20 protein-coding genes and 1 tRNA gene are annotated in these 18,287 nt (G+C 44.3%); 13 read left to right on the forward strand and 8 right to left on the reverse strand.

The features are described from left to right. Positions 1-111: 111 nt before the first annotated feature. From SCB77_RS00135 to SCB77_RS00165, 7 genes are all read left to right on the forward strand, one after another. Positions 112-555, forward strand: coding sequence for a hypothetical protein (locus tag SCB77_RS00135; RefSeq protein WP_320184403.1), 444 nt, complete (start codon positions 112-114; stop codon positions 553-555). Between the two features lie 64 nt (positions 556-619). Then, a complete protein-coding gene (locus SCB77_RS00140) occupies positions 620-1,369 on the forward strand; it encodes a 5'-nucleotidase C-terminal domain-containing protein (protein ID WP_320184404.1) in 750 nt (249 codons plus the stop codon). Beyond that, a complete protein-coding gene (locus tag SCB77_RS00145; RefSeq protein ID WP_320184405.1) occupies positions 1,344-2,303 on the forward strand; it encodes a bifunctional metallophosphatase/5'-nucleotidase in 960 nt (319 codons plus the stop codon). The genes SCB77_RS00140 and SCB77_RS00145 overlap by 26 nt, the downstream gene beginning before the upstream one ends. A gap of 10 nt (positions 2,304-2,313) precedes the next feature. Beyond that, entirely contained in the window at positions 2,314-3,519 is a 1,206-nt protein-coding gene (locus SCB77_RS00150) for an MDR family MFS transporter (RefSeq protein ID WP_320184406.1), read from the forward strand. 70 nt (positions 3,520-3,589) lie between these two features. Beyond that, complete coding sequence (gene recR / locus SCB77_RS00155) at positions 3,590-4,204, forward strand: recombination mediator RecR (RefSeq protein WP_320184407.1); 615 nt, start codon at positions 3,590-3,592, stop codon at positions 4,202-4,204. A 113-nt stretch (positions 4,205-4,317) separates the two neighbouring features. Next, entirely contained in the window at positions 4,318-5,022 is a 705-nt protein-coding gene (locus SCB77_RS00160; protein WP_320184408.1) for an LOG family protein, read from the forward strand. 29 nt (positions 5,023-5,051) lie between these two features. Continuing rightward, positions 5,052-5,357 carry an LPXTG cell wall anchor domain-containing protein gene (locus tag SCB77_RS00165; protein WP_320184409.1) on the forward strand — a complete coding sequence of 102 codons (306 nt, stop codon included), beginning with the start codon at positions 5,052-5,054 and terminating at the stop codon, positions 5,355-5,357. A 30-nt stretch (positions 5,358-5,387) separates the two neighbouring features. Here the strand turns inward: SCB77_RS00165 and SCB77_RS00170 are convergent, their stop codons facing one another. Together SCB77_RS00170 and SCB77_RS00175 are read right to left on the reverse strand one after the other, a co-directional pair. Continuing rightward, on the reverse strand, positions 5,388-5,582 hold the full coding sequence (locus SCB77_RS00170) for an Arc family DNA-binding protein (RefSeq protein WP_320184410.1): 195 nt from the start codon (positions 5,580-5,582) through the stop codon (positions 5,388-5,390). A 53-nt stretch (positions 5,583-5,635) separates the two neighbouring features. Next, complete coding sequence (locus tag SCB77_RS00175) at positions 5,636-6,505, reverse strand: SPFH domain-containing protein (RefSeq protein WP_320184411.1); 870 nt, start codon at positions 6,503-6,505, stop codon at positions 5,636-5,638. A gap of 258 nt (positions 6,506-6,763) precedes the next feature. Here SCB77_RS00175 and SCB77_RS00180 point away from each other — a divergent pair. Next, positions 6,764-6,836, forward strand: a tRNA-Lys gene (locus tag SCB77_RS00180). A 209-nt stretch (positions 6,837-7,045) separates the two neighbouring features. Here the strand turns inward: SCB77_RS00180 and SCB77_RS00185 are convergent. From SCB77_RS00185 to SCB77_RS00195, 3 genes are all read right to left on the reverse strand, one after another. Next, the gene (locus SCB77_RS00185) at positions 7,046-7,837 is read right to left on the reverse strand and encodes an SDR family NAD(P)-dependent oxidoreductase (RefSeq protein WP_320184412.1); all 792 of its coding nucleotides are present in this window, start codon (positions 7,835-7,837) and stop codon (positions 7,046-7,048) included. Between the two features lie 41 nt (positions 7,838-7,878). Next, positions 7,879-8,460, reverse strand: coding sequence for a TetR/AcrR family transcriptional regulator (locus tag SCB77_RS00190; RefSeq protein WP_320184413.1), 582 nt, complete (start codon positions 8,458-8,460; stop codon positions 7,879-7,881). A 120-nt stretch (positions 8,461-8,580) separates the two neighbouring features. Next, positions 8,581-9,411, reverse strand: coding sequence for an SDR family NAD(P)-dependent oxidoreductase (locus SCB77_RS00195; protein ID WP_320184414.1), 831 nt, complete (start codon positions 9,409-9,411; stop codon positions 8,581-8,583). 408 nt (positions 9,412-9,819) lie between these two features. On the opposite strand from SCB77_RS00195, the gene SCB77_RS00200 reads away from it, so the two are divergent. Together SCB77_RS00200 and SCB77_RS00205 are read left to right on the forward strand one after the other, a co-directional pair. Beyond that, the gene (locus tag SCB77_RS00200; protein WP_320184415.1) at positions 9,820-10,929 is read left to right on the forward strand and encodes an acyltransferase family protein; all 1,110 of its coding nucleotides are present in this window, start codon (positions 9,820-9,822) and stop codon (positions 10,927-10,929) included. Beyond that, positions 10,920-11,234 carry a hypothetical protein gene (locus tag SCB77_RS00205; protein ID WP_320184416.1) on the forward strand — a complete coding sequence of 105 codons (315 nt, stop codon included), beginning with the start codon at positions 10,920-10,922 and terminating at the stop codon, positions 11,232-11,234. Before SCB77_RS00200 ends, SCB77_RS00205 begins: the two co-directional genes overlap by 10 nt. Positions 11,235-11,294: 60 nt before the next feature. Here the strand turns inward: SCB77_RS00205 and SCB77_RS00210 are convergent, their stop codons facing one another. Together SCB77_RS00210 and SCB77_RS00215 are read right to left on the reverse strand one after the other, a co-directional pair. Beyond that, positions 11,295-11,951, reverse strand: coding sequence for a response regulator transcription factor (locus tag SCB77_RS00210; protein ID WP_320184417.1), 657 nt, complete (start codon positions 11,949-11,951; stop codon positions 11,295-11,297). Positions 11,952-11,971: 20 nt separating this feature from the next. Continuing rightward, entirely contained in the window at positions 11,972-13,048 is a 1,077-nt protein-coding gene (locus SCB77_RS00215) for a sensor histidine kinase (protein WP_320184418.1), read from the reverse strand. Positions 13,049-13,561: 513 nt separating this feature from the next. Between SCB77_RS00215 and SCB77_RS00220 the strand changes: the two genes are divergently transcribed. Next, positions 13,562-14,059 (forward strand): RNA polymerase sigma factor, encoded by a 498-nt coding sequence (locus SCB77_RS00220; protein ID WP_320184419.1) that lies wholly within the window; start codon positions 13,562-13,564, stop codon positions 14,057-14,059. 149 nt (positions 14,060-14,208) lie between these two features. Here SCB77_RS00220 and SCB77_RS00225 read toward each other — a convergent pair whose 3' ends face one another. Next, entirely contained in the window at positions 14,209-14,412 is a 204-nt protein-coding gene (locus tag SCB77_RS00225) for a hypothetical protein (RefSeq protein WP_320184420.1), read from the reverse strand. Positions 14,413-14,696: 284 nt separating this feature from the next. Here SCB77_RS00225 and SCB77_RS00230 point away from each other — a divergent pair, with 284 nt between their 5' ends. Further along, a complete protein-coding gene (locus tag SCB77_RS00230; RefSeq protein ID WP_320184421.1) occupies positions 14,697-16,889 on the forward strand; it encodes an ATP-binding protein in 2,193 nt (730 codons plus the stop codon). Positions 16,890-17,022: 133 nt separating this feature from the next. Beyond that, the gene (locus SCB77_RS00235) at positions 17,023-18,144 is read left to right on the forward strand and encodes a baeRF3 domain-containing protein (RefSeq protein WP_320184422.1); all 1,122 of its coding nucleotides are present in this window, start codon (positions 17,023-17,025) and stop codon (positions 18,142-18,144) included. The last annotated feature ends 143 nt before the right edge of the window (positions 18,145-18,287 follow it).

An 18,287-nucleotide genomic window follows, 5' to 3' on the forward strand; every position in this document is an offset into this window, starting at 1 on the left:
GAGGGCGTCCAAAAAGACGCCCTCTTTGTTTACCCTAATCTTCCTCTAGGCTCCTCCCCCTTTTTGAACTATGAATCTGTGTCATCTACACACATCAAGTTCAGATCGACAATGAAAAGCTTAACATCTTCATCCATCAACGTGACGTTGACGACCATCAACATGGCTTTGACGACCATCAACGTGGCTTTGACGACCATTAACGTGGCTTTGATGACCATCAACATGGCTTTGATGACCATCAACATGGCTTTGACGAGCATCAACGTGACTTTGACTACCATCAACGTGACTTTGATGACCATCAACATGGCTTTGACGACCATCAACGTGGCTTTGACGACCATCAACGTGGCTTTGACGACCATCAACGTGGCTTTGACGACCATCAACGTGGCTTTGACGACCATCAATACGATCTTGACTATCCTCAAAACATCAAAAACGTTGGACGCCAAAATAGATACAGGTGCAGGATGCTATCCTTACCGAACGTCGCCGAGCAAGAGATTGATGCCCAACATATCAGTAAGCGCAAGGTTATTTTATCAATAATATTGTTGCTTCGACAAATAATATTTGATTATAGTCCTTACCTTTGACCCAAAATTCATAAACTATGAAACGTTTTATGCGTGGCATGACGTTGCTGGCGCTTACCGCCTTGCTTGCATCCTGCAAGACACAACTGCAGCCTACCATCAGTAAGGAGCAATATTATTCCATCGATAGCACATTGCTGGCCGACAGCACCATTGTCAATTACTACCTTCCGTATAAAGGAAAGCTGGAGGCAGAGATGAACCGTGTCATTGGCTATGCCGATGTTGCGCTCGCCAAAAGCAGCGATGCAGAGAGTTTGGTGGGTAATTTCTTCACCGATGCGCTACTGTGGAAGGGACAGCAGCTGGATCCAGCCGTGCAGGTGAGCTTCGCGACAAAGGGCGGTATTCGCTCTGGGCTGAAAGCAGGCGACATCAGCGTAGGCAATATTTTTGAGTTGATGCCTTTCGAAAATGCAGTGACTATTGTGACCCTAAGCGGTGCAGACATGCTGCGTATGGCAGATTTTATGGCAAAAACTTCCGGCCAGCCAGCCGCTGGCATACAGCTCCTTATCGAGGACGGAAAAGTGAAGGAATTTCTCGTGCAAGGCAAGCCCGTAGATCCGCAGGCCACCTACAAACTCGTGACCTATGACTACCTCGCCAATGGTGGTGATTATGTGACCTTTCTGGATCAGGTGATTGACCGCAAAGACTATACACAACGTGTACGCGAGACATTGATGGAGTACATCTCCGCACAAACAAAACAAGGAAAACATATTCAAGCAAAGATCGATGGAAGAGTTCGCATTATTAAATAGAAGAGGTTTTTTAAAACAGTCATTGGCATTGGGAGCCTTGGCTTCCTTGACTGCATTGCCAACTTGGTCTGAAGCTGCTTCAAAAGAAATACGGCTGACCATATTGCACACGAATGACGTACATAGCCGCATTGAGCCCTTTCCGATGGATGGATCACGCTACCAAGGTTTAGCAGGTGTTGCACGCCGCAGCTCGTTGATTAGGAAGATCAGACAGGAGGAGTCGCAGGTATTGTTAGTCGATTCAGGCGATATGTTTCAAGGAACACCCTATTTCAATATGTTTGAGGGTAAGCTGGAGCTGGAACTGATGTCGAAGTTGGGCTATGAAGCAGGCACTTTTGGAAACCACGAGTTTGATAACGGCATCAGCGGTCTTGTTAAACATTTGGATAAAGCCAAATTTCCATTCCTTACCGCCAACTATGATTTTAAAGGCACAGCCTTGGAAGGTAAAACACAGGAATATACCATTATACAAAAAGGAAGCTTACGTATAGGTTTAACAGGCGTGGGTATCAACATCGAAGGCTTGGTAGACCCCAACAATTATAAAGGCATGCGTTACCTCGACCCCATTCCGGTGGTGAACCGAGTAGCGAAAATGTTGAAAGAGGAAAAGAAATGCGATTTGGTGATTGTGCTTTCCCATTTGGGATACAAATACGACGATGATCAAGTTTCGGATCTACGCTTGGCCGCCGGCACGGAAAATGTCGATATCATCCTCGGCGGGCATACCCATACCTTCCTCGATGAGCCTACACGCGTCAAAAACTTGCGCAATGAAGAGGTGTTGATCAATCAAATGGGATTTGCCGGCATCCGCTTAGGACGTCTCGATGTGATCTTCAATAAAAGCACTGGAAAGAAACGCGTGATCGCGCAACATTATAAAATCGACGATCAACTCGACAAAGGCGTAAACGTATAGGGATCAACAGGTGAAAAAACTTATTCGGCTGTACATAGATTCCTACCGGGGTCTATCGACAGAGGCTTGGCTATTGGCGGTGGTGATGCTTATCAACCGCACAGGATCAATGGTAATCCCATTCCTGAGCATGTACATGTCATCTGCCTTGGACTTCACCAAGCCGCAGGTAGGTATGGTTTTGGGCTGTTTCGGTTTGGGTTCTGTATGCGGATCATGGTTGGGTGGATGGCTCACCGACCGCTTCGGCAATTACCGCGTGCAGGCCTCTAGCTTGCTATTCACCGTCCCCATCTTCCTTGTTCTGCCCTACTTCAAGACCTTCGAGAGCTTGGCGGCCATGGTATTCGTGCTGACACTTATTGCCGATACCTTTCGCCCTGCAAACTCCGTGTCCGTAGCGCGTTATGCCAAACCGGAAAACCTCACCAAAGCGTATTCCCTAAACCGCATGGCCGTAAACCTTGGTTTCTCCATCGGCCCCGCATTGGCGGGCTTTCTCGCGACATTCTCCTACGACTGGATTTTCTACGGAAACGCCATAGCAGCATTATGCGCAGCTGTCGTTTTCATCATCGTCTTCAAAGGACGCAAGCCGCGTAACCATACCGAACCGCTACTGAAGGCTGATAGACAGCGAGCGGAAGGCGATCGAAATGCCTATACGGACACGCCATTCATTATTTTCAACATCTTTTGCTGCCTTTTCTCCATGGCCTTTTTTCAACTCTTAAGCACGCTCCCGCTGTTTTACAAAGAGGCTAAGATGATGAGTGAAGGACAGATTGGCATTTTACTTGGGTTTAGTGGCTTTTGCATTGTGGTGTTCGAGATGTTGTTGGTGCATGCCGTGGAGCATCGCTTTACCGCAAGGCAGGTGATGATATACGGAACGGGAATTGCCGGTATTGCCTACCTGATGCTCAACGCGCCCTATGGCATCCCTTGGCTGTATGTATCGATGTTTATTCTCTCTATTGGAGAAATGCTGACTCTTCCCTTTACGGCAACGATCAGCGCCTCCCGCGCGACAACCAATACCCAAGGGGCTTACATGGGCTTCAATGCCTTGGCCTTTTCGGCTGCCAACATCTTTTCGCCCTACCTAGGCACCTATGTGGCCGAGCACTATGGCTACCAAATGCTGTGGTTTGGTACAGCCGCCGTGATGCTCTTTACCAGCATAGGATTTGCCTGGATATTGAAGAAGATGTAGCGCTGCATGCTAAAGCCTCTATTGGTCAAGGCGATTTCATTTTTCGCATTTTACTTTATAATTTTGTCTTATGCAATTTTCTTCAAGATTACTGGAACAGGCGGTAGATGAGTTTGGGCGTTTGCCCGGTGTGGGTAAAAAAACGGCCTTGCGTTTGGTGCTGCATCTATTGAAGCAGCCAGATGGCGATGTAGCCCGTTTTACGGGGGCCATCAACCAGCTGAAGGAGCAAATACGCTATTGCAAGACCTGCTTCAATATATCGGATCAGGAGGTTTGTGAGATCTGTAGCTCGCCGAAGCGCGATCAAGAGACCATCTGCGTTGTGGAAGACACGCGTGATGTGATGGCTATCGAAAACACCAACCAATATCAAGGCGTATACCACGTGCTTGGCGGATTGATATCGCCTATGGACGGCATAGGTCCGTCGGATCTCAAAATCGAAGCTTTAGTAGATCGACTGCGCACTGGCGAGGTAAAGGAAGTGATCTTAGCTTTGAGCGCCACGATGGAGGGCGATACCACCATTTTCTACCTCTACCGAAAACTTCGGGATTTCGACGTGCAGATCAGCACCATTGCCCGGGGTATCGCCTTTGGCGGCGAATTGGAGTATGTCGATGAACTTACCCTAGGCCGATCTATCGCCACGCGCGTTCCCTACGAAAGAAACGTTGGCTGATCGAATTAAAAAATAACGATTAAAACTTAAAATATCCCGCGCCAACTTTTACGAATCCTCGTTAGGTTTCTCCAAAATTTACTATCTTGGAAATGTTAACAAGATAAACATATATGGCGAAAGAGGATAAAATCAGAAGTTCATTTGCTAACAAAACATGGCAAGAAATAAAGGTTAAGGATTCTTGGCAGATCTTCAAGATCATGTCGGAGTTTGTGGATGGCTTCGAGAAACTGGCCAAAATAGGTCCTTGTGTATCGATATTTGGGTCGGCGCGTACCAAATCGGAACACAAATATTACGAAATGACAGTTGAAATAAGCCGTCTGCTGGCCGACAAGGGTTATGGGGTTATTTCTGGTGGTGGCCCCGGTATTATGGAAGCCGCCAATAAAGGTGCTTATGAAGCAGGCGGTAAATCCGTAGGACTTAATATTGAGTTGCCTTTCGAGCAGTTTCACAATAAATACATCGACCGCGATAAGCTGCTAGAATTTAACTACTTCTTCGTGCGCAAAGTGATGTTCATGAAATATTCCCAAGGATATATTGTGATGCCGGGTGGCTTTGGCACCATGGACGAACTTTTCGAAGCGATTACGCTTATCCAAACGGGCAAGATTGCACGTTTTCCCATTGTGCTCGTGGGCATAGAATATTGGAAAGGACTTTTTGATTGGATAGCAAACAGCATGCTGGGCAATGCCTATATTTCCGAAGAAGATCTAAAATTATATCGTTTGGTCGATACCGCCGAGGAGGCCGTAGAGCACATTTTCCGCTTCTATGACAAGTATCTACTCAAACCGAACTTCTAAGCGTATCTGTAAGCAGAAATTATTTTACGATGAAACCAAGAAGCATCATATTCGGAATCATTACGGCCTTTGTTGCGCTGATCTTATTCAACAATAAGGAAGAGGCTAGTTTTTGGCTATTTGGCGAAATACGCACATCCAAGCTGTTGATATTAGGTATATTTTTTCTTTTAGGCGTCGTTACCGGCGGATTGCTGTTTAGACGCCGCCGCAAGCAACCGCAGGCTGCGCCGCTAGACAGGAACGAAGATGACTATGCTGACGATATGGAGGACGAGCAGCCCTACAGCCATTTGTCGCGTGAAGATCGTCGATTTCTAGGAAAAGAAGATTAGCAAAGAATAAAAAACCTAGGGCGAGTTGCCCTAGGTTTTATCGTTATTTTCCGTACTGATTTTCTCCCCTTCCACATCGTGTCCCTTTTGTCGTCCTGTCTTGATCAAACCTTGATTGATCAAGTATTCGATTTGCCCATTCACACTACGAAATTCATCGTGGGCCCACTTCTCCAGTTTCCGATACATCTCCTCTTCTATCCGTACCACAAAGTTTTTCTTCATTATATTTCTATTTCACTATTAATAGCCATAGAAGGCTATATTCCAATACATGACTAGTTGTATAGCGTCCCTGCATTAACAATAGGTTGAGCTGCTTTTTCGCCACAGAGAACTACCATTAGGTTGCTTACCATGGCCGCTTTGCGCTCGTCATCCAATTCTACAATGTTCTCGGCCGACAATTTCTTCAAGGCCATGTCAACCATACCCACGGCACCATCGACAATCTTGGCACGCGCAGCAACGATGGCTGCGGCCTGCTGCCGTTGAAGCATGGCTCCTGCAATCTCCGCGGCATAGGCTAGGTGACTGATACGTGCCTCTTCCACGACAATGCCGGCGCGCTCCAAACGCGCGGTAAGCTCCTGTTCCAAAATATGGTTTACTTCATCACCGCCATTGCGTAAGGTAATCTCTGCAGAATCATCCTCCAAGTCATCGTAGGCAAAGCTCACCGCTAAATGCCGTACGGCAGCCTCACTCTGTGCACGTACATAATCAAAAACACGCTCCACATCATACGCCGCCTTGTAGGTATTGCCTATTTTCCAAACGATAACGGCTGCTATCTCGATTGGATTTCCTAGCCTATCGTTTACTTTTAGCGTTTGCCCCTGCAAGTTTTCCGACCTTAAGGACATCTTCGTGGCCGTGTAAAGCGGATTGACAAAAAACAAGCCGTTCTCCTTAATGGTGCCTACATAATTACCGAAGAAATTTAGCACACGCGAGTGGTTGGGATGGACGATGATAATACCTTTAAGAATGATGATGATAACAGCAAATAGTAAGGCAATAACCAATACCAGCCCACCATATTCTCTCGTGACAGCCTCGTAAAAAGTGTAAATAGCAAGTAAAAATGACAAAAGCGCAATCCCTAGCGCAGTGTACCCCGATGTTGGTCTAATAATCTTTTCCATGTTTGGCAAATTTAAATTTATATTGATATCAAATTGATATCACTAATATATTAAAACAAATTGATATTCGCCAAATTTTTCTATCCTATCAAGATATCGTTATGCGCCCCTGCTTTACTTTAAAAAGATAAAAAACTGAGGTTAAGCCTATTTGAAAATATTCCAAGGAAAAACAGCGCAACGCTTTGCAAATACGCGTGAAATACCTACTTTTGCATCACTTTAAGCAATTGGCTGATGCCAATAATGCGCATAAAGGATTCCGTAGCTCAGCTGGTAGAGCAATACACTTTTAATGTATGGGTCCTGGGTTCGAGTCCCAGCGGGATCACAAAAAAAGCTCAATCGAAAGATTGGGCTTTTTTTGTGCCCTAGCTGGGGCTCGAACAGAAGGGTTGGGATGGGTTCGAACATAGCGAAGCTCGTTCAGGGTGAAGCTTGGGGATGGTGGGGCTGAACAAATCCCAGCGGGATCACAAAAAAAGCTCAATCGAAAGATTGGGCTTTTTTTGTAGTCTAGCTGGTAGAATTTTATCAAACCTACAGCACTTTAAGCACACCGCTATCCGCTCTTAAACTAGCTCCATTTGTTGCTATGGAAAGCGGACTTGAAAGATAAGTAGCCAAGTGGGCGATTTCATCTGGATGAATAAATCGCTGTACTAAAATATGAGGATTTGACTGCTGTATGATTGCATTCTTCATAGTCTCTACCGCTAATCCTTGCGATGAAGCTATCTGTTCTACGGTATTTGCAACACCGCTAGAATACGTGGGGCCACCCAAAATGGTGTTTACGGTGACTAGTGTTCCTTTGGTTAGTTTAGATAAGCCATTGCTTAATGCGGCCATGGCTGCCTTTGTCACACCATAGTGAACCATGTTTTCTGGAACATTTACGCCAGATTCGCTACTGATGAAAATAATTCTACCAAAATTGTTCGCTATCATTTTAGGCAGTAGTCTTCTAGATAACCGCATACCGCTCATTACGTTTACTTCGAAGTAAGTATACCAGTCCTTATCAGCAGTGGTATAAAAGTCATCGATACCAAAAATACCGACATTGTTAACGAGAATATCAACATCACCAAGTTCATTCAGCAACTTTTCCACCTCATCAATTTTACAGAAATCCGCCTGTATAGCGTGGATATCACCTTGAGGAAATTCTTCCTTCAAGCGGTCCAATGTTTGCTTTGTTTTCGTTTCATCTCTACCGTTTATGATGACCGATGCCCCTTCTGACAACAATTGTTGAGCTATAGCCAAGCCAATACCTTGCGTTGAGCCACTAATAAATACACGTTTTCCTTTTAATTGTAAATCCATTGTTATTTTGTAATGATTGTTAAATAAATAGTCAAAAAAAATTAAATTAATATGTTGAGCTGTAAATTGATCTGTTCCCTAAGCGTTCCCTTATCAGGATACAATCGTCTAAGTGAATTGATACCACACCAACATGTAATCAGATATTTAGCCAATACATCAGCTGAAATAGTTGTTTTCAGTTCGCCATTCTGTTGTGCTTTTGAAAGAACCGATCTATATAACGCTTCTGTCTCTTGTAAAATTTTTATGGCTTCTTCTTGCAATTCGCTTTCCATGAAGCTCATTTCCACGATTGTATTGGCTATCAAACAGCCCTTCTGATGAGCCACAGAATCCGTATTTGCTAGATTTAGAAAAAAATCTTTAATCAAGGAGATGGGGTCCTCACTATCATGTATTTTTTGCTCAAAGGATTTAAAATCAGCTCTTCTTTGCTGTAACGCCTTTTTGAACAATTCTTTCTTACCTCCCTTGAAGTTGTTATACAGACTGCCTGCACCAGCTCCAGTTGCATGGCTCAAATCGGATAATGAGGTTGCATAAAAACCTTTCTGCCAAAAAACCTCTTGCGCTTTAATAATGATCTCTTCCTGCTGATGTATGTTGGGTCTTCCTTTCATCGATAAATGTAATGATTGTTACAAATGTAAAAAAAATATGCAAAACAATCCGTTGGAAATTTACTTACATCATCCAATGTTTGGTTGGTCATCTTTTAATAGTTTGTTAAAACCAATACACTAAAAATCGGTTGAAAACGACAAATGCTTCCAAGTTTCTAATTCGGTCGTTTCGTTTACTCGTTGCATCACGATCGATTGATAGCTATCGGTGCCCAGCGGCAGATGAAGGGGTGGCGTCGGCAGTTCTGTAATATCGATCAGCACTTTTGCTAATTTTGTCGGATCTCCAGGTTGATGGCCATCAAAACTTTTAAGCATGTTTATATGCTCGGCAACATGATAATCGGGAATTAAACGCGCCGCCACTGCCAGCGTACTATCGCTCATAAAATTGTTTCTAAACATCCCCGGTGCAATCACTGTAACATGAATCCCAAAAGGTTTAACTTCCTGCGCCAACGCCTCAGAAAGACCAATAACTGCAAATTTTGAGGCGTTGTAGCTACCCGTATTCGCATAGCCTATATAGCCCATATTGGAAGATATGTTGATAACATGGCCCGATCGTTGTCGACGTAAATATGGCATCACATTGCGGATCACATTTACCATTCCAAAAACATTGACGTCCATAGTCTTTCGCAATTCCAAATCACTGATCTCTTCTAAACTACCCACTAAATAATACCCCGCATTGTTCAAAACAACATCAATTTGTCCAAATTTCTCGATCCCCTTTCCAACGGCGTCTTGTACTTCCTGTTCATTGGTAACATCAACAGTCAAAGGCAACAATTGATCCGTCTCTGTACCTAAACTTTTAATTTGTTCGTCTAGACTGCGTGAAGTTGCGATCACCATGTCACCATTGGCTAAAACAGCCTTTGCAACTTCTAAACCCATGCCCTTCGACGCACCGGTTATAAACCATACTTTTTTCTTACTCATAGTTTTACTATTTTTTTATCATCCAAAATTCGTAAAGAACCAGTATCTGTATGTGTTCAAATCAAGGATTGTTGTAGGTATTTTCAGGACAGTCATCCCCTTTCGTCGGGGAAGCACAAACGGAAATGCAAGGCCATGACGGACTAGAAATAGAGCGTATATACGTCACCCGTGCATTTCAGGGAAAGGATGTTGGAAAACTACGCTATGACAAGACTTATGAAATTGCTAAACAAAAGAGCTTAGGTCAAACTTTTTTATGAAAAAAAAATCAAATCCACTTAACTCATAAGCTTTACCGCGCTGTGGAAGCTCATGGTTGAGATGATTTGTCTATATTTTGATACGATATGTAGAGCGTTAGTGCGCGCATTTATATAATTTAGGCGCTAAACCCTACAGCTATACATGAACACTACCGATTCTCCAAAACCGCATTACCTGATCTTAGATGGATTACGAGGCCTCGCCGCAATCATCGTCGTTACCTTTCACCTAGCCGAACCACTCGGAACTGGGCATCTTGATATTTTGGTGAACCACGGTTACTTGGCGGTAGACTTCTTCTTTTTATTATCCGGCTTTGTTATCGGCTATGCCTATGACGATCGTTGGCAAGGTATGCGTACAGGCACCTTCCTGAAGCGACGTATAGAACGGCTGCAACCTATGGTTGTTCTGGGCATGACACTAGGCGCCATTGGCTTCTATTTCACGGATTCCACTATTTGGCCGCTCATCCATACCGTACCCTTTTGGAAAATGCTACTGGTGATGCTCATTGGCTACACCGCACTTCCAGTCCCATTATCACTCGATATACGCGGTTGGCAGGAGATGCACCCCTTGAACAGTGTGGGATGGTCCCTGTTTTTTGAATACATAGCCAACATCTTATATGCTGTGGGCCTCTATAAACTTTCCAAAAAAGCATTGTCCATATTCGTTGTTATCGCGGGCATTGCGCTTGCACATTTGGCGATCAGTAGCCCGAATGGCGATGTCAGTGGTGGCTGGACCTTAAATATCGAACAAGTTCGCGTAGGCCTTACCCGTACCATGTATCCCTTCTTTGCAGGTCTTTTACTCTCGCGCATCAGCAAGCCGGTACGTATAAAACACGCTTTCCTTTACTGTAGCATACTGATCTTCGCGATCTTATACATGCCGCGTATCGGCGGAGCGACACAGCTTTGGATGAATGGCCTATACGAATCCGTATGTATCATTGTCTTGTTTCCACTTATCGTATATATCGGCGCAAGTGGCGTTATCCATAGCTCCATGGAACGCAAGCTATGTAAATTTCTAGGCGATATCTCCTATCCACTCTATTTGGTGCATTATCCATTCGTCTATTTTTACGTCGCGTGGATCAGTGATCGCGACGGCACGACGCTTACCCAAGCGTTGCCCTTTGCGCTAAGCATTTTGGTTGGTTCTATCGCGCTAGCCTATGCCAGCTTAAAGTGGTATGACGAACCTCTGCGCAAATGGCTTCGAAAAAAATGGGGTTAACACTTGTATTTGGCGGTTGGTGGTTTTGGCTCCGTAGGCAGTTGGGGCTGCCTAAAGCGCCACTGCGCATGCTCGCATCAATGATCGTGCTGCTACCCTATTTTATTGCTATCGTGCTGGCCATCGTCTTGTATGAAGATATCACGCGAAGTACGTTCGAATCATGGGGCTTGTTTTCTTGGTTCTACACCTATGGATGTTACCACGACATAGAAGTGAAAGAACAGGCCATCTTTCTACTGACCGCGCTACTTCTGCTGCCCGTACTGTACGCGACCCTATCCTACTTGAACAAAAAGCGATAATCCATAAGCACAAAAAAAGCGCCCTGAAAACAGAGCGCTGCATATCTTCCAAGGAATGATCTATTTGATCAAGCCACTTTTCACGGCCAACTTGATCAATGCCGCCGAGTTCTTCACCCCCGTTTTATCGATCAAATTCTGTCGATGGCCTTCCACGGTGCGTTTGCTGAGAAACAATTGATCCGCAATCTCGACATTCGTATATCCTTCACTGATCAACTGCAACACCTCTAGCTCCCGTTCCGAGATATCCATTTCCGACATCAAATCCTCTACATTGACGGCCGATAACGGAGCATCACTTAGCTTGTCCACCAACATCATGGCCAATTCTTCACAAAGGTAACGGCCGCCGATATGAATGTGCTGTATAGCAAAGAGCAGTTCGTCATAACCCACGTTTTTCACCAAGTACCCCTTCGCTCCCTTATCAAAAGCTTGAAATACATGTTGGCTGCTGTTCATCATCGACAGAATAACGACCTTAATATCGGGATAATCACTTTTTAATCGCTCGACCAACTGCAGCCCATCCATCCCGTTCATGCTAATATCGGACAAAACGACATCGGGCTTCAGCCCCGACTCCAACAGAGCCAACACCTCTTCTCCATTATTTGCTTCGCCGATGACGGACAGGTCGTCCTGAGAATCTATCAGTAGCTTTATTCCGTTTCGAACGACAAGATGATCTTCCGCAAGAATAATGTTTATCATATATGTATATCGCTTAATTGTTATATGTATAGTTTTATTTGTATCCTCGTTCCTTTATTTGAGCTTAGCATATCCATGGTTCCAGCGTAGAGCGAAATTCGGTTCCGAACGTTACGCAATCCGGTGCCAAACTGAAGCGCAGATTCCACATCTCGACTGAAGCCTTGCCCATTGTCTTCGACAGTAATGAGCACCGCCTCTTTGGAGACCTTGACCAGCAGGCTGATGCGCTTAGCCTGCGCATGCTTTAGACAATTGTTGAACAGCTCCTGAATGACGCGATAGGCGCAAAACTGAAGCTCCCTCTTTTCTTTACTGATCGCCTCATCAATTTTGACAAAAAAACGTACATCTGCTCGCGTCAACCGGAAGATCATATCGTCTATTGCTTTCTGGAAGCCCATATCTCGCAGCACGGCAGGCAATAGGTCGTTGGAAATGTTCTGTACATTAAAGATGGTATCATTCAACATCTTTTTGATGGGCATAATATATTCCTCGTGTCCATGTTCCATAATGTAGCGCTGTAAATTGATGCGAATGGCGTAAAGCTCCTGCGCAATACTGTCGTGCAGATTTTTACCGATAAAATCGCGCTCTGACTCCTGCGTTTCGATTATCGCGCGATAGAAAACCTCATTTTCTTCTTTTGATGCGCTGAGTGGGTTGAACTCATTCTTTTCGAACAGCAACACATAAAGTTCTTGATCACTTACCGCAGCACTAACTTTCTTGATGTAGATGGTTACAAAGCGAAAGCGATTCTTTTCGCATTTCACCTTTACCATCCGCAGCGGTTCGCCAAAATTTTCCGAGCAGTTTATCAAAAGGTCACGGACACGATTGTGCTCTTCGACCAGTAAAAAATCAAAAATAGATCGGTGTGCCAACATCGAGCTGTCGACGCACAACAAGTCGCAGACTTGCTGATTAAAATGTACCGCGTTTGCATCTTTATCCACGAACAAATACCCGAACGGACCATCATGAAATGCATCAAAAAAGATGAGCAAATCTTTATGCTGCTCACCCGTAGGGCCATCAGGAAACGATGGGGAATAAGACATATCTCTTGTATTCGTGTTTATTGTACTCATTATTGTTCTTCACCATTTAGGCAGTCGCGCTAAAACTGTAAACCGTAATGCGCGTTTTGTGTGTTCATTGCAAAAATCAAACCCATAAACCGGGTGAAAATACCCAAAAAACAGAAAACGCAATACGTAAAAATACTCATTAATAACAACAATCAATTAGGTCGTCATGTAAGATGATGAAATTTTAAACTTTTTCCGCCCATAGCCGTCCTATATACAAAGCTCTTTAGCATACGCTAAGACGCGGGAGAAAATCTTATTGTAAAAAGATAAACACCTGAAAAAAAAACAGGTCGCAACACTAAAATTCCCATGCCAAACACTAAAAAATCTACAAAAAAGCTGTTTCAGACTGCTAAATACACGTTTTAGCGTATTTACACCGTCACCCCCGTGTTTCCCGCAGTACCCCTTTCGATCCAAGGAAAATAGCTGTTTTCACCTACTTTTTGCACCAAATTTGTAAGTCATGTTCCAGAGTATTTATTGTTTAACAATTAAAGAAACAAACGTATGAGAGCTGAACTACTAAACACCACCATTGAACAGAATCAACCGCTACTAAAACGTATAGCGACAAAATTTACGCAAGATCCCTATGAGATCGAGGAACTAGTGCAGGAAACGTTTATCCGATCGTTGTCTTCATTGGAAAGATTTGTCAATCACCCGAAGTTGGTTGCGTGGCTTTTCGTGATCATGCGAAACGTTTATATTAACAACTATCGGAAGATTACGAAATACCGGACAATAGAAAGTGAACTTACGCATACATCGCATTTCGAGCAGCTGTCTAGCAATAGCAGTGAATCCAAATTCGTGATGACGGATATACAAAACGCCATCAAAAACCTACCGCAGGACAATTATATCGCGTTTACCATGTTTATGGAAGGTTACAAGTACCAAGAAATTGCCGATCATTTACAGATTGCCGAGGGTACCGTCAAAACTAGAATACATATGGCACGAAAGATATTGAAAAAGAACTTGAAGGTGTATCGTAAATAATAGTATTCTTAGCATGATTTTTTTAGGGAAGGCTACACATAAAAAGAGCAGATATTAAACAGTATCTGCTCTTTTTGTAAAGTTGTAAAAAAGGTGATGCACCTATGCACACCACCTTCCGTATAGAGAGAGAATAAAATTCAAATTCATTAGTTTAGTGGCGGAGTAGGCATCGGTTGTCCAATAGTATCCGTGCTATCCCTCCGAATAGTATCTAAAGGAGGAACGCCTTCCACACCTTCGTTGATTATCGTATCGGAGCCATCTACATCATTATTGTGCGACGGACTTCCGCAAGCGAACAGTAAGCCAAACAGGCTAAGCATTGTAGTTTGTAACATCAGCTTTTTCATCTGCATTTGTTTTGTGTTGCCCTTGTGCGACATCAACCTGCCAGCGCTTCGGGTAACGATCATTACTCTATTAATTAATTGTCTACTAAACCGGATAAAGCGGCCATTGGTTCAAAAGAAGCAGCGATACCGTATAAACCGAAAATCCGAACACGTATTTTATCTCGATTTGTAATGTAAAACCACTTACATTTAATTTATAGGCTAGCGCGTGCGAGACATATTTACGTTTTCATGTTCCTAAACGGATAAAATACCTTATTTTAGAAAAAAATAAGGGTTATATGAACGTAAGCCATTTGCGGTGCGAGGACGAAGCTATTCAATTTTGTGGGAAGGTGCAGGAGTTCGGATTTTTATTGGTAGCTGATGAGGAAGAGCAAATTATTGCGGTAAGCGAAAACTGTGCATCTTGGCTCAAAGTGCCGTACAAGGATATCCTGAAGATTTCTTTAACACAGTTTGTACAGCTGCATCTACCGCGGGTAGCGACAGACATTAAACGCTTGTTAGCATCGCTTGGCACACAACCTATCAAAGAAAGGCAGGTGATCGAACTTTTGCTCGCTGACAAACCGTTTTATTTAAGTATCTACAACGTTGAGCAGCATATTTATCTTGAATTTGAACGTAAACATCCCGATTACGTCCCATCCTTTATCAGTCTTCACGCCTACGCACAAAAGCTGGAAAATACAGACGATATTTGGGAGGCGCTATGCCAATGCGTTTCCGACATCATCGGATTCGATCGGGTGATGACCTACAAGTTTAAGGAAGATAACAGCGGGCAAGTCGTGGCCGAAACGGTCAAGCCCGGCTTAGAAAGCTATATGGGCCTTCATTACCCGGAATTTGATATTCCCAAGCAGGCCCGGGCCTTATACCTTAAGCACCTGTCGCGTCTTACCTCCGACATTCATGGGCCGACATTCGCCCTACGGACAGCTCAAGCGGAGTCCATCGATCTTTCGTTCAGCGCTATTCGTGCGCTGTCTCCCATACACCTGCAATATCTTGAAAATGCAGGCGCACAAGCCAGCATCAGCTTTTCTATCATCGTGCATGGAAAACTTTGGGGACTGGTTACCTGTCAACATGAATCCGCAAGACTAGTCGATCTGTCGCAACGTCATTTATGCGTGCTACTGACGCAATATGCGGTCAATAGATACCTTAGTTTACAAAAGGAAATCGACTTAGATTTTGGAAAGCAGATTAAGGAATTTGAATTGGCCCTAAAAGAAAAATTAATCCTCAAGAGCGATATACATCCCATTTTATCGGCCTTTGCTCCACAGCTGTGCGATTTCGCACAATCCGATGGTTTAGCTATACTACACAAAGATGCCACCTTTGTTTTTGGTGCTGCCCCGAGTATACCTGCCGTGCGCAGCATACACGCCTTTATCAACAAGTTAAATAAAAAGCCACTGTTTAAAAGCGAAGACTTTGTCCTTAAACATGGTGCAGAACTACAGCTTGGAGACGCAGATTTCGCTGGTCTGGTCAAAATAGATATCGATTCTTCTAGAACATTCAGCTTACTATGGTTTAAACGTGAACAAGTCATAGAACGTGTATGGGCCGGCAACCCGGAGAAAATCATGACCTACGACCAGCAATTGCAAGCCTTTGTGCCCTCCCCAAGAAACTCTTTTGATGCTTGGAAGCAATTGGTTCAGGGTGTTGCCCCGGCTTGGCAACAGTCCGACATCTACTTTATGAAACGGATCAGGCAACTCATTCGCGAAAGTCTGCTCCGCAAGTCCGAAGAGATACAGAGTTTGAACCAAGAGCTCATCTTGCTAAACAATGCATTAGACACCTATTCCTACACGGTGAGCCATGATTTAAAGAATCCACTTTCCGTTATTAAGCTATCCGTTCAGATGTTACAGAGCAAACGGGAGGTATCGCCAGAACTGCTGGGCAAGCTCACCGCAAACATTAAAGATGCGGGTGAACTGATGGAGAGCATGTTGAACAAAATCTATGAATTTTCAAAGGTAAAAGAATTTCGGTATGAGCCCGCGCTCATCCATACAGACCAAATGATAGCACAGATCGTAGCGCATTGTAAAACGCTTTACATTGCGCAGCACTGCGAGGTAACGGTAGGCGACCTACATCCTATTTTTGGCGAGAAGACGTTGATTTACCAACTGTTTTCGAACATTATCAGTAATTCCATCAAATACTCCAGCAAAGAGACGAGCGCTAAGGTTAGCATACACAGTAGCGTGGATCCGCGGAAAATACGCTACACCATCGAAGATAATGGCATTGGCATATCCAGTACAGAACTGAACAGCATCTTCGACATCTTTAAACGGCTGTCGAACTCTAGCGGCTTCGAAGGTTCGGGAGTGGGACTGGCTATTGTGAAACGGATTGTCGACCGCCTGGGCGTAACCATTGATGTAGAAAGCGAGATCGGACGCGGAACCCGCTTCCATTTGGATTTCCCCAATTAATCGCTCTTTAATATAACTTTAGCATAGTCCTTCCCTATCCACAAGTTGTTTTTGTTTTCGTATCTATTTGAACGAAGAGCACATTCTATTGTTCTATCTGTAAGATACAGACGTTTCACTAAAAATAGACACTATGAAAACATTAGATGCCGAATTATTGAACGCACTTACAGCGAACAGCGATGCCCCCTGCCTAAGTATTTACTTACCCGTGCATAGCAGCGTAGCAGCAAGCAACTTGGATACCCTAGCGCTCAAAAACATGGTTAAGGATATTCGTACGCATGCGGCAGCGCATGATACCGAAACGCTTATGAAGCTATTAGCGCCGGTAGAACAGTATTTGAACAGTAAGGAATTTGTTCGCGAGACAAACGGAACCCTAGCCATTTTCTCGTCTGCAAAGCTATTCGAAACCGTTATTCTGCCCGAAAATATCCCTAGCGCCTTCTACATAGACGAATGTTTTTATCTACTGCCGCTTTTGGACTTTGCGAGCAATAACAAGAGCTTTCAAGTTTTGGCATTAGGCAAGAACCATGTGCGCCTATTCGAGGGCAACCGATATGGGCTTGAAGAGATACAGCTGGATAACAGCATCCCGAACACGATGAAAGAAGCATTGGGCTATGATCTGACCGACAACCATCTGCACGCTTCGGCGGGCGGGTCTGCGGCCATCCACGGATACATGGAGATTACCGACGAACGTGATACAGACAATACGCGCTTTTTTCGTATCATCGATCAAGAGATCAACGAACGCTACAGCAAACCGCAGAAGTTACCTTTGATACTGGCGGCTCTGCCTGAGAACCATAGCCTGTTTCAATCGATCAGCAAGAATGAATGCCTGCAGCAACACTTTATTTCTTTAAACGCAGATCGCATTGACAAGGCGCAGCTGCATAGTCGCGCACTGGAGTTGCTGGATCAACAACAGTCGGAAGCCATCGCCAAACAGTTGGCTCGATATACATCGGCGAAAGCGGAGCAGCTCGCGACCGATGATGTGGCCGACATCGCTCGACATGCCATGGACAGCAGGATAGAAAGATTGTTTCTTTCGGAAGGCATGACCATGGCCGGAACAGTATCCGTGGCGGAACGCAAAATCAAACCACAGGAGTCAAGTGCAGGAGACATTATCAACCGCATCGCGTTGTTGACCTATAAACAGGGCGGATATATACACACTTTGCCCCAAAATAACGCGAAACTACCTTCGGGCATAGGATCCATCAATAGATTTTAGCGCTTTGCGGCACAGCGCCGAAAGATAGATCAGCAATTTGTACAAAGACGAGCCAATCTGATAATAATGCAAACATTTTCAGCCTTGGCTTGTTCTTTTTGTACCCATTGATAAGAAGTAGATTTTACCCTAACCCATCTACT

Source organism: Sphingobacterium bambusae (assembly GCF_033955345.1).
Taxonomy (GTDB): domain Bacteria; phylum Bacteroidota; class Bacteroidia; order Sphingobacteriales; family Sphingobacteriaceae; genus Sphingobacterium; species Sphingobacterium bambusae.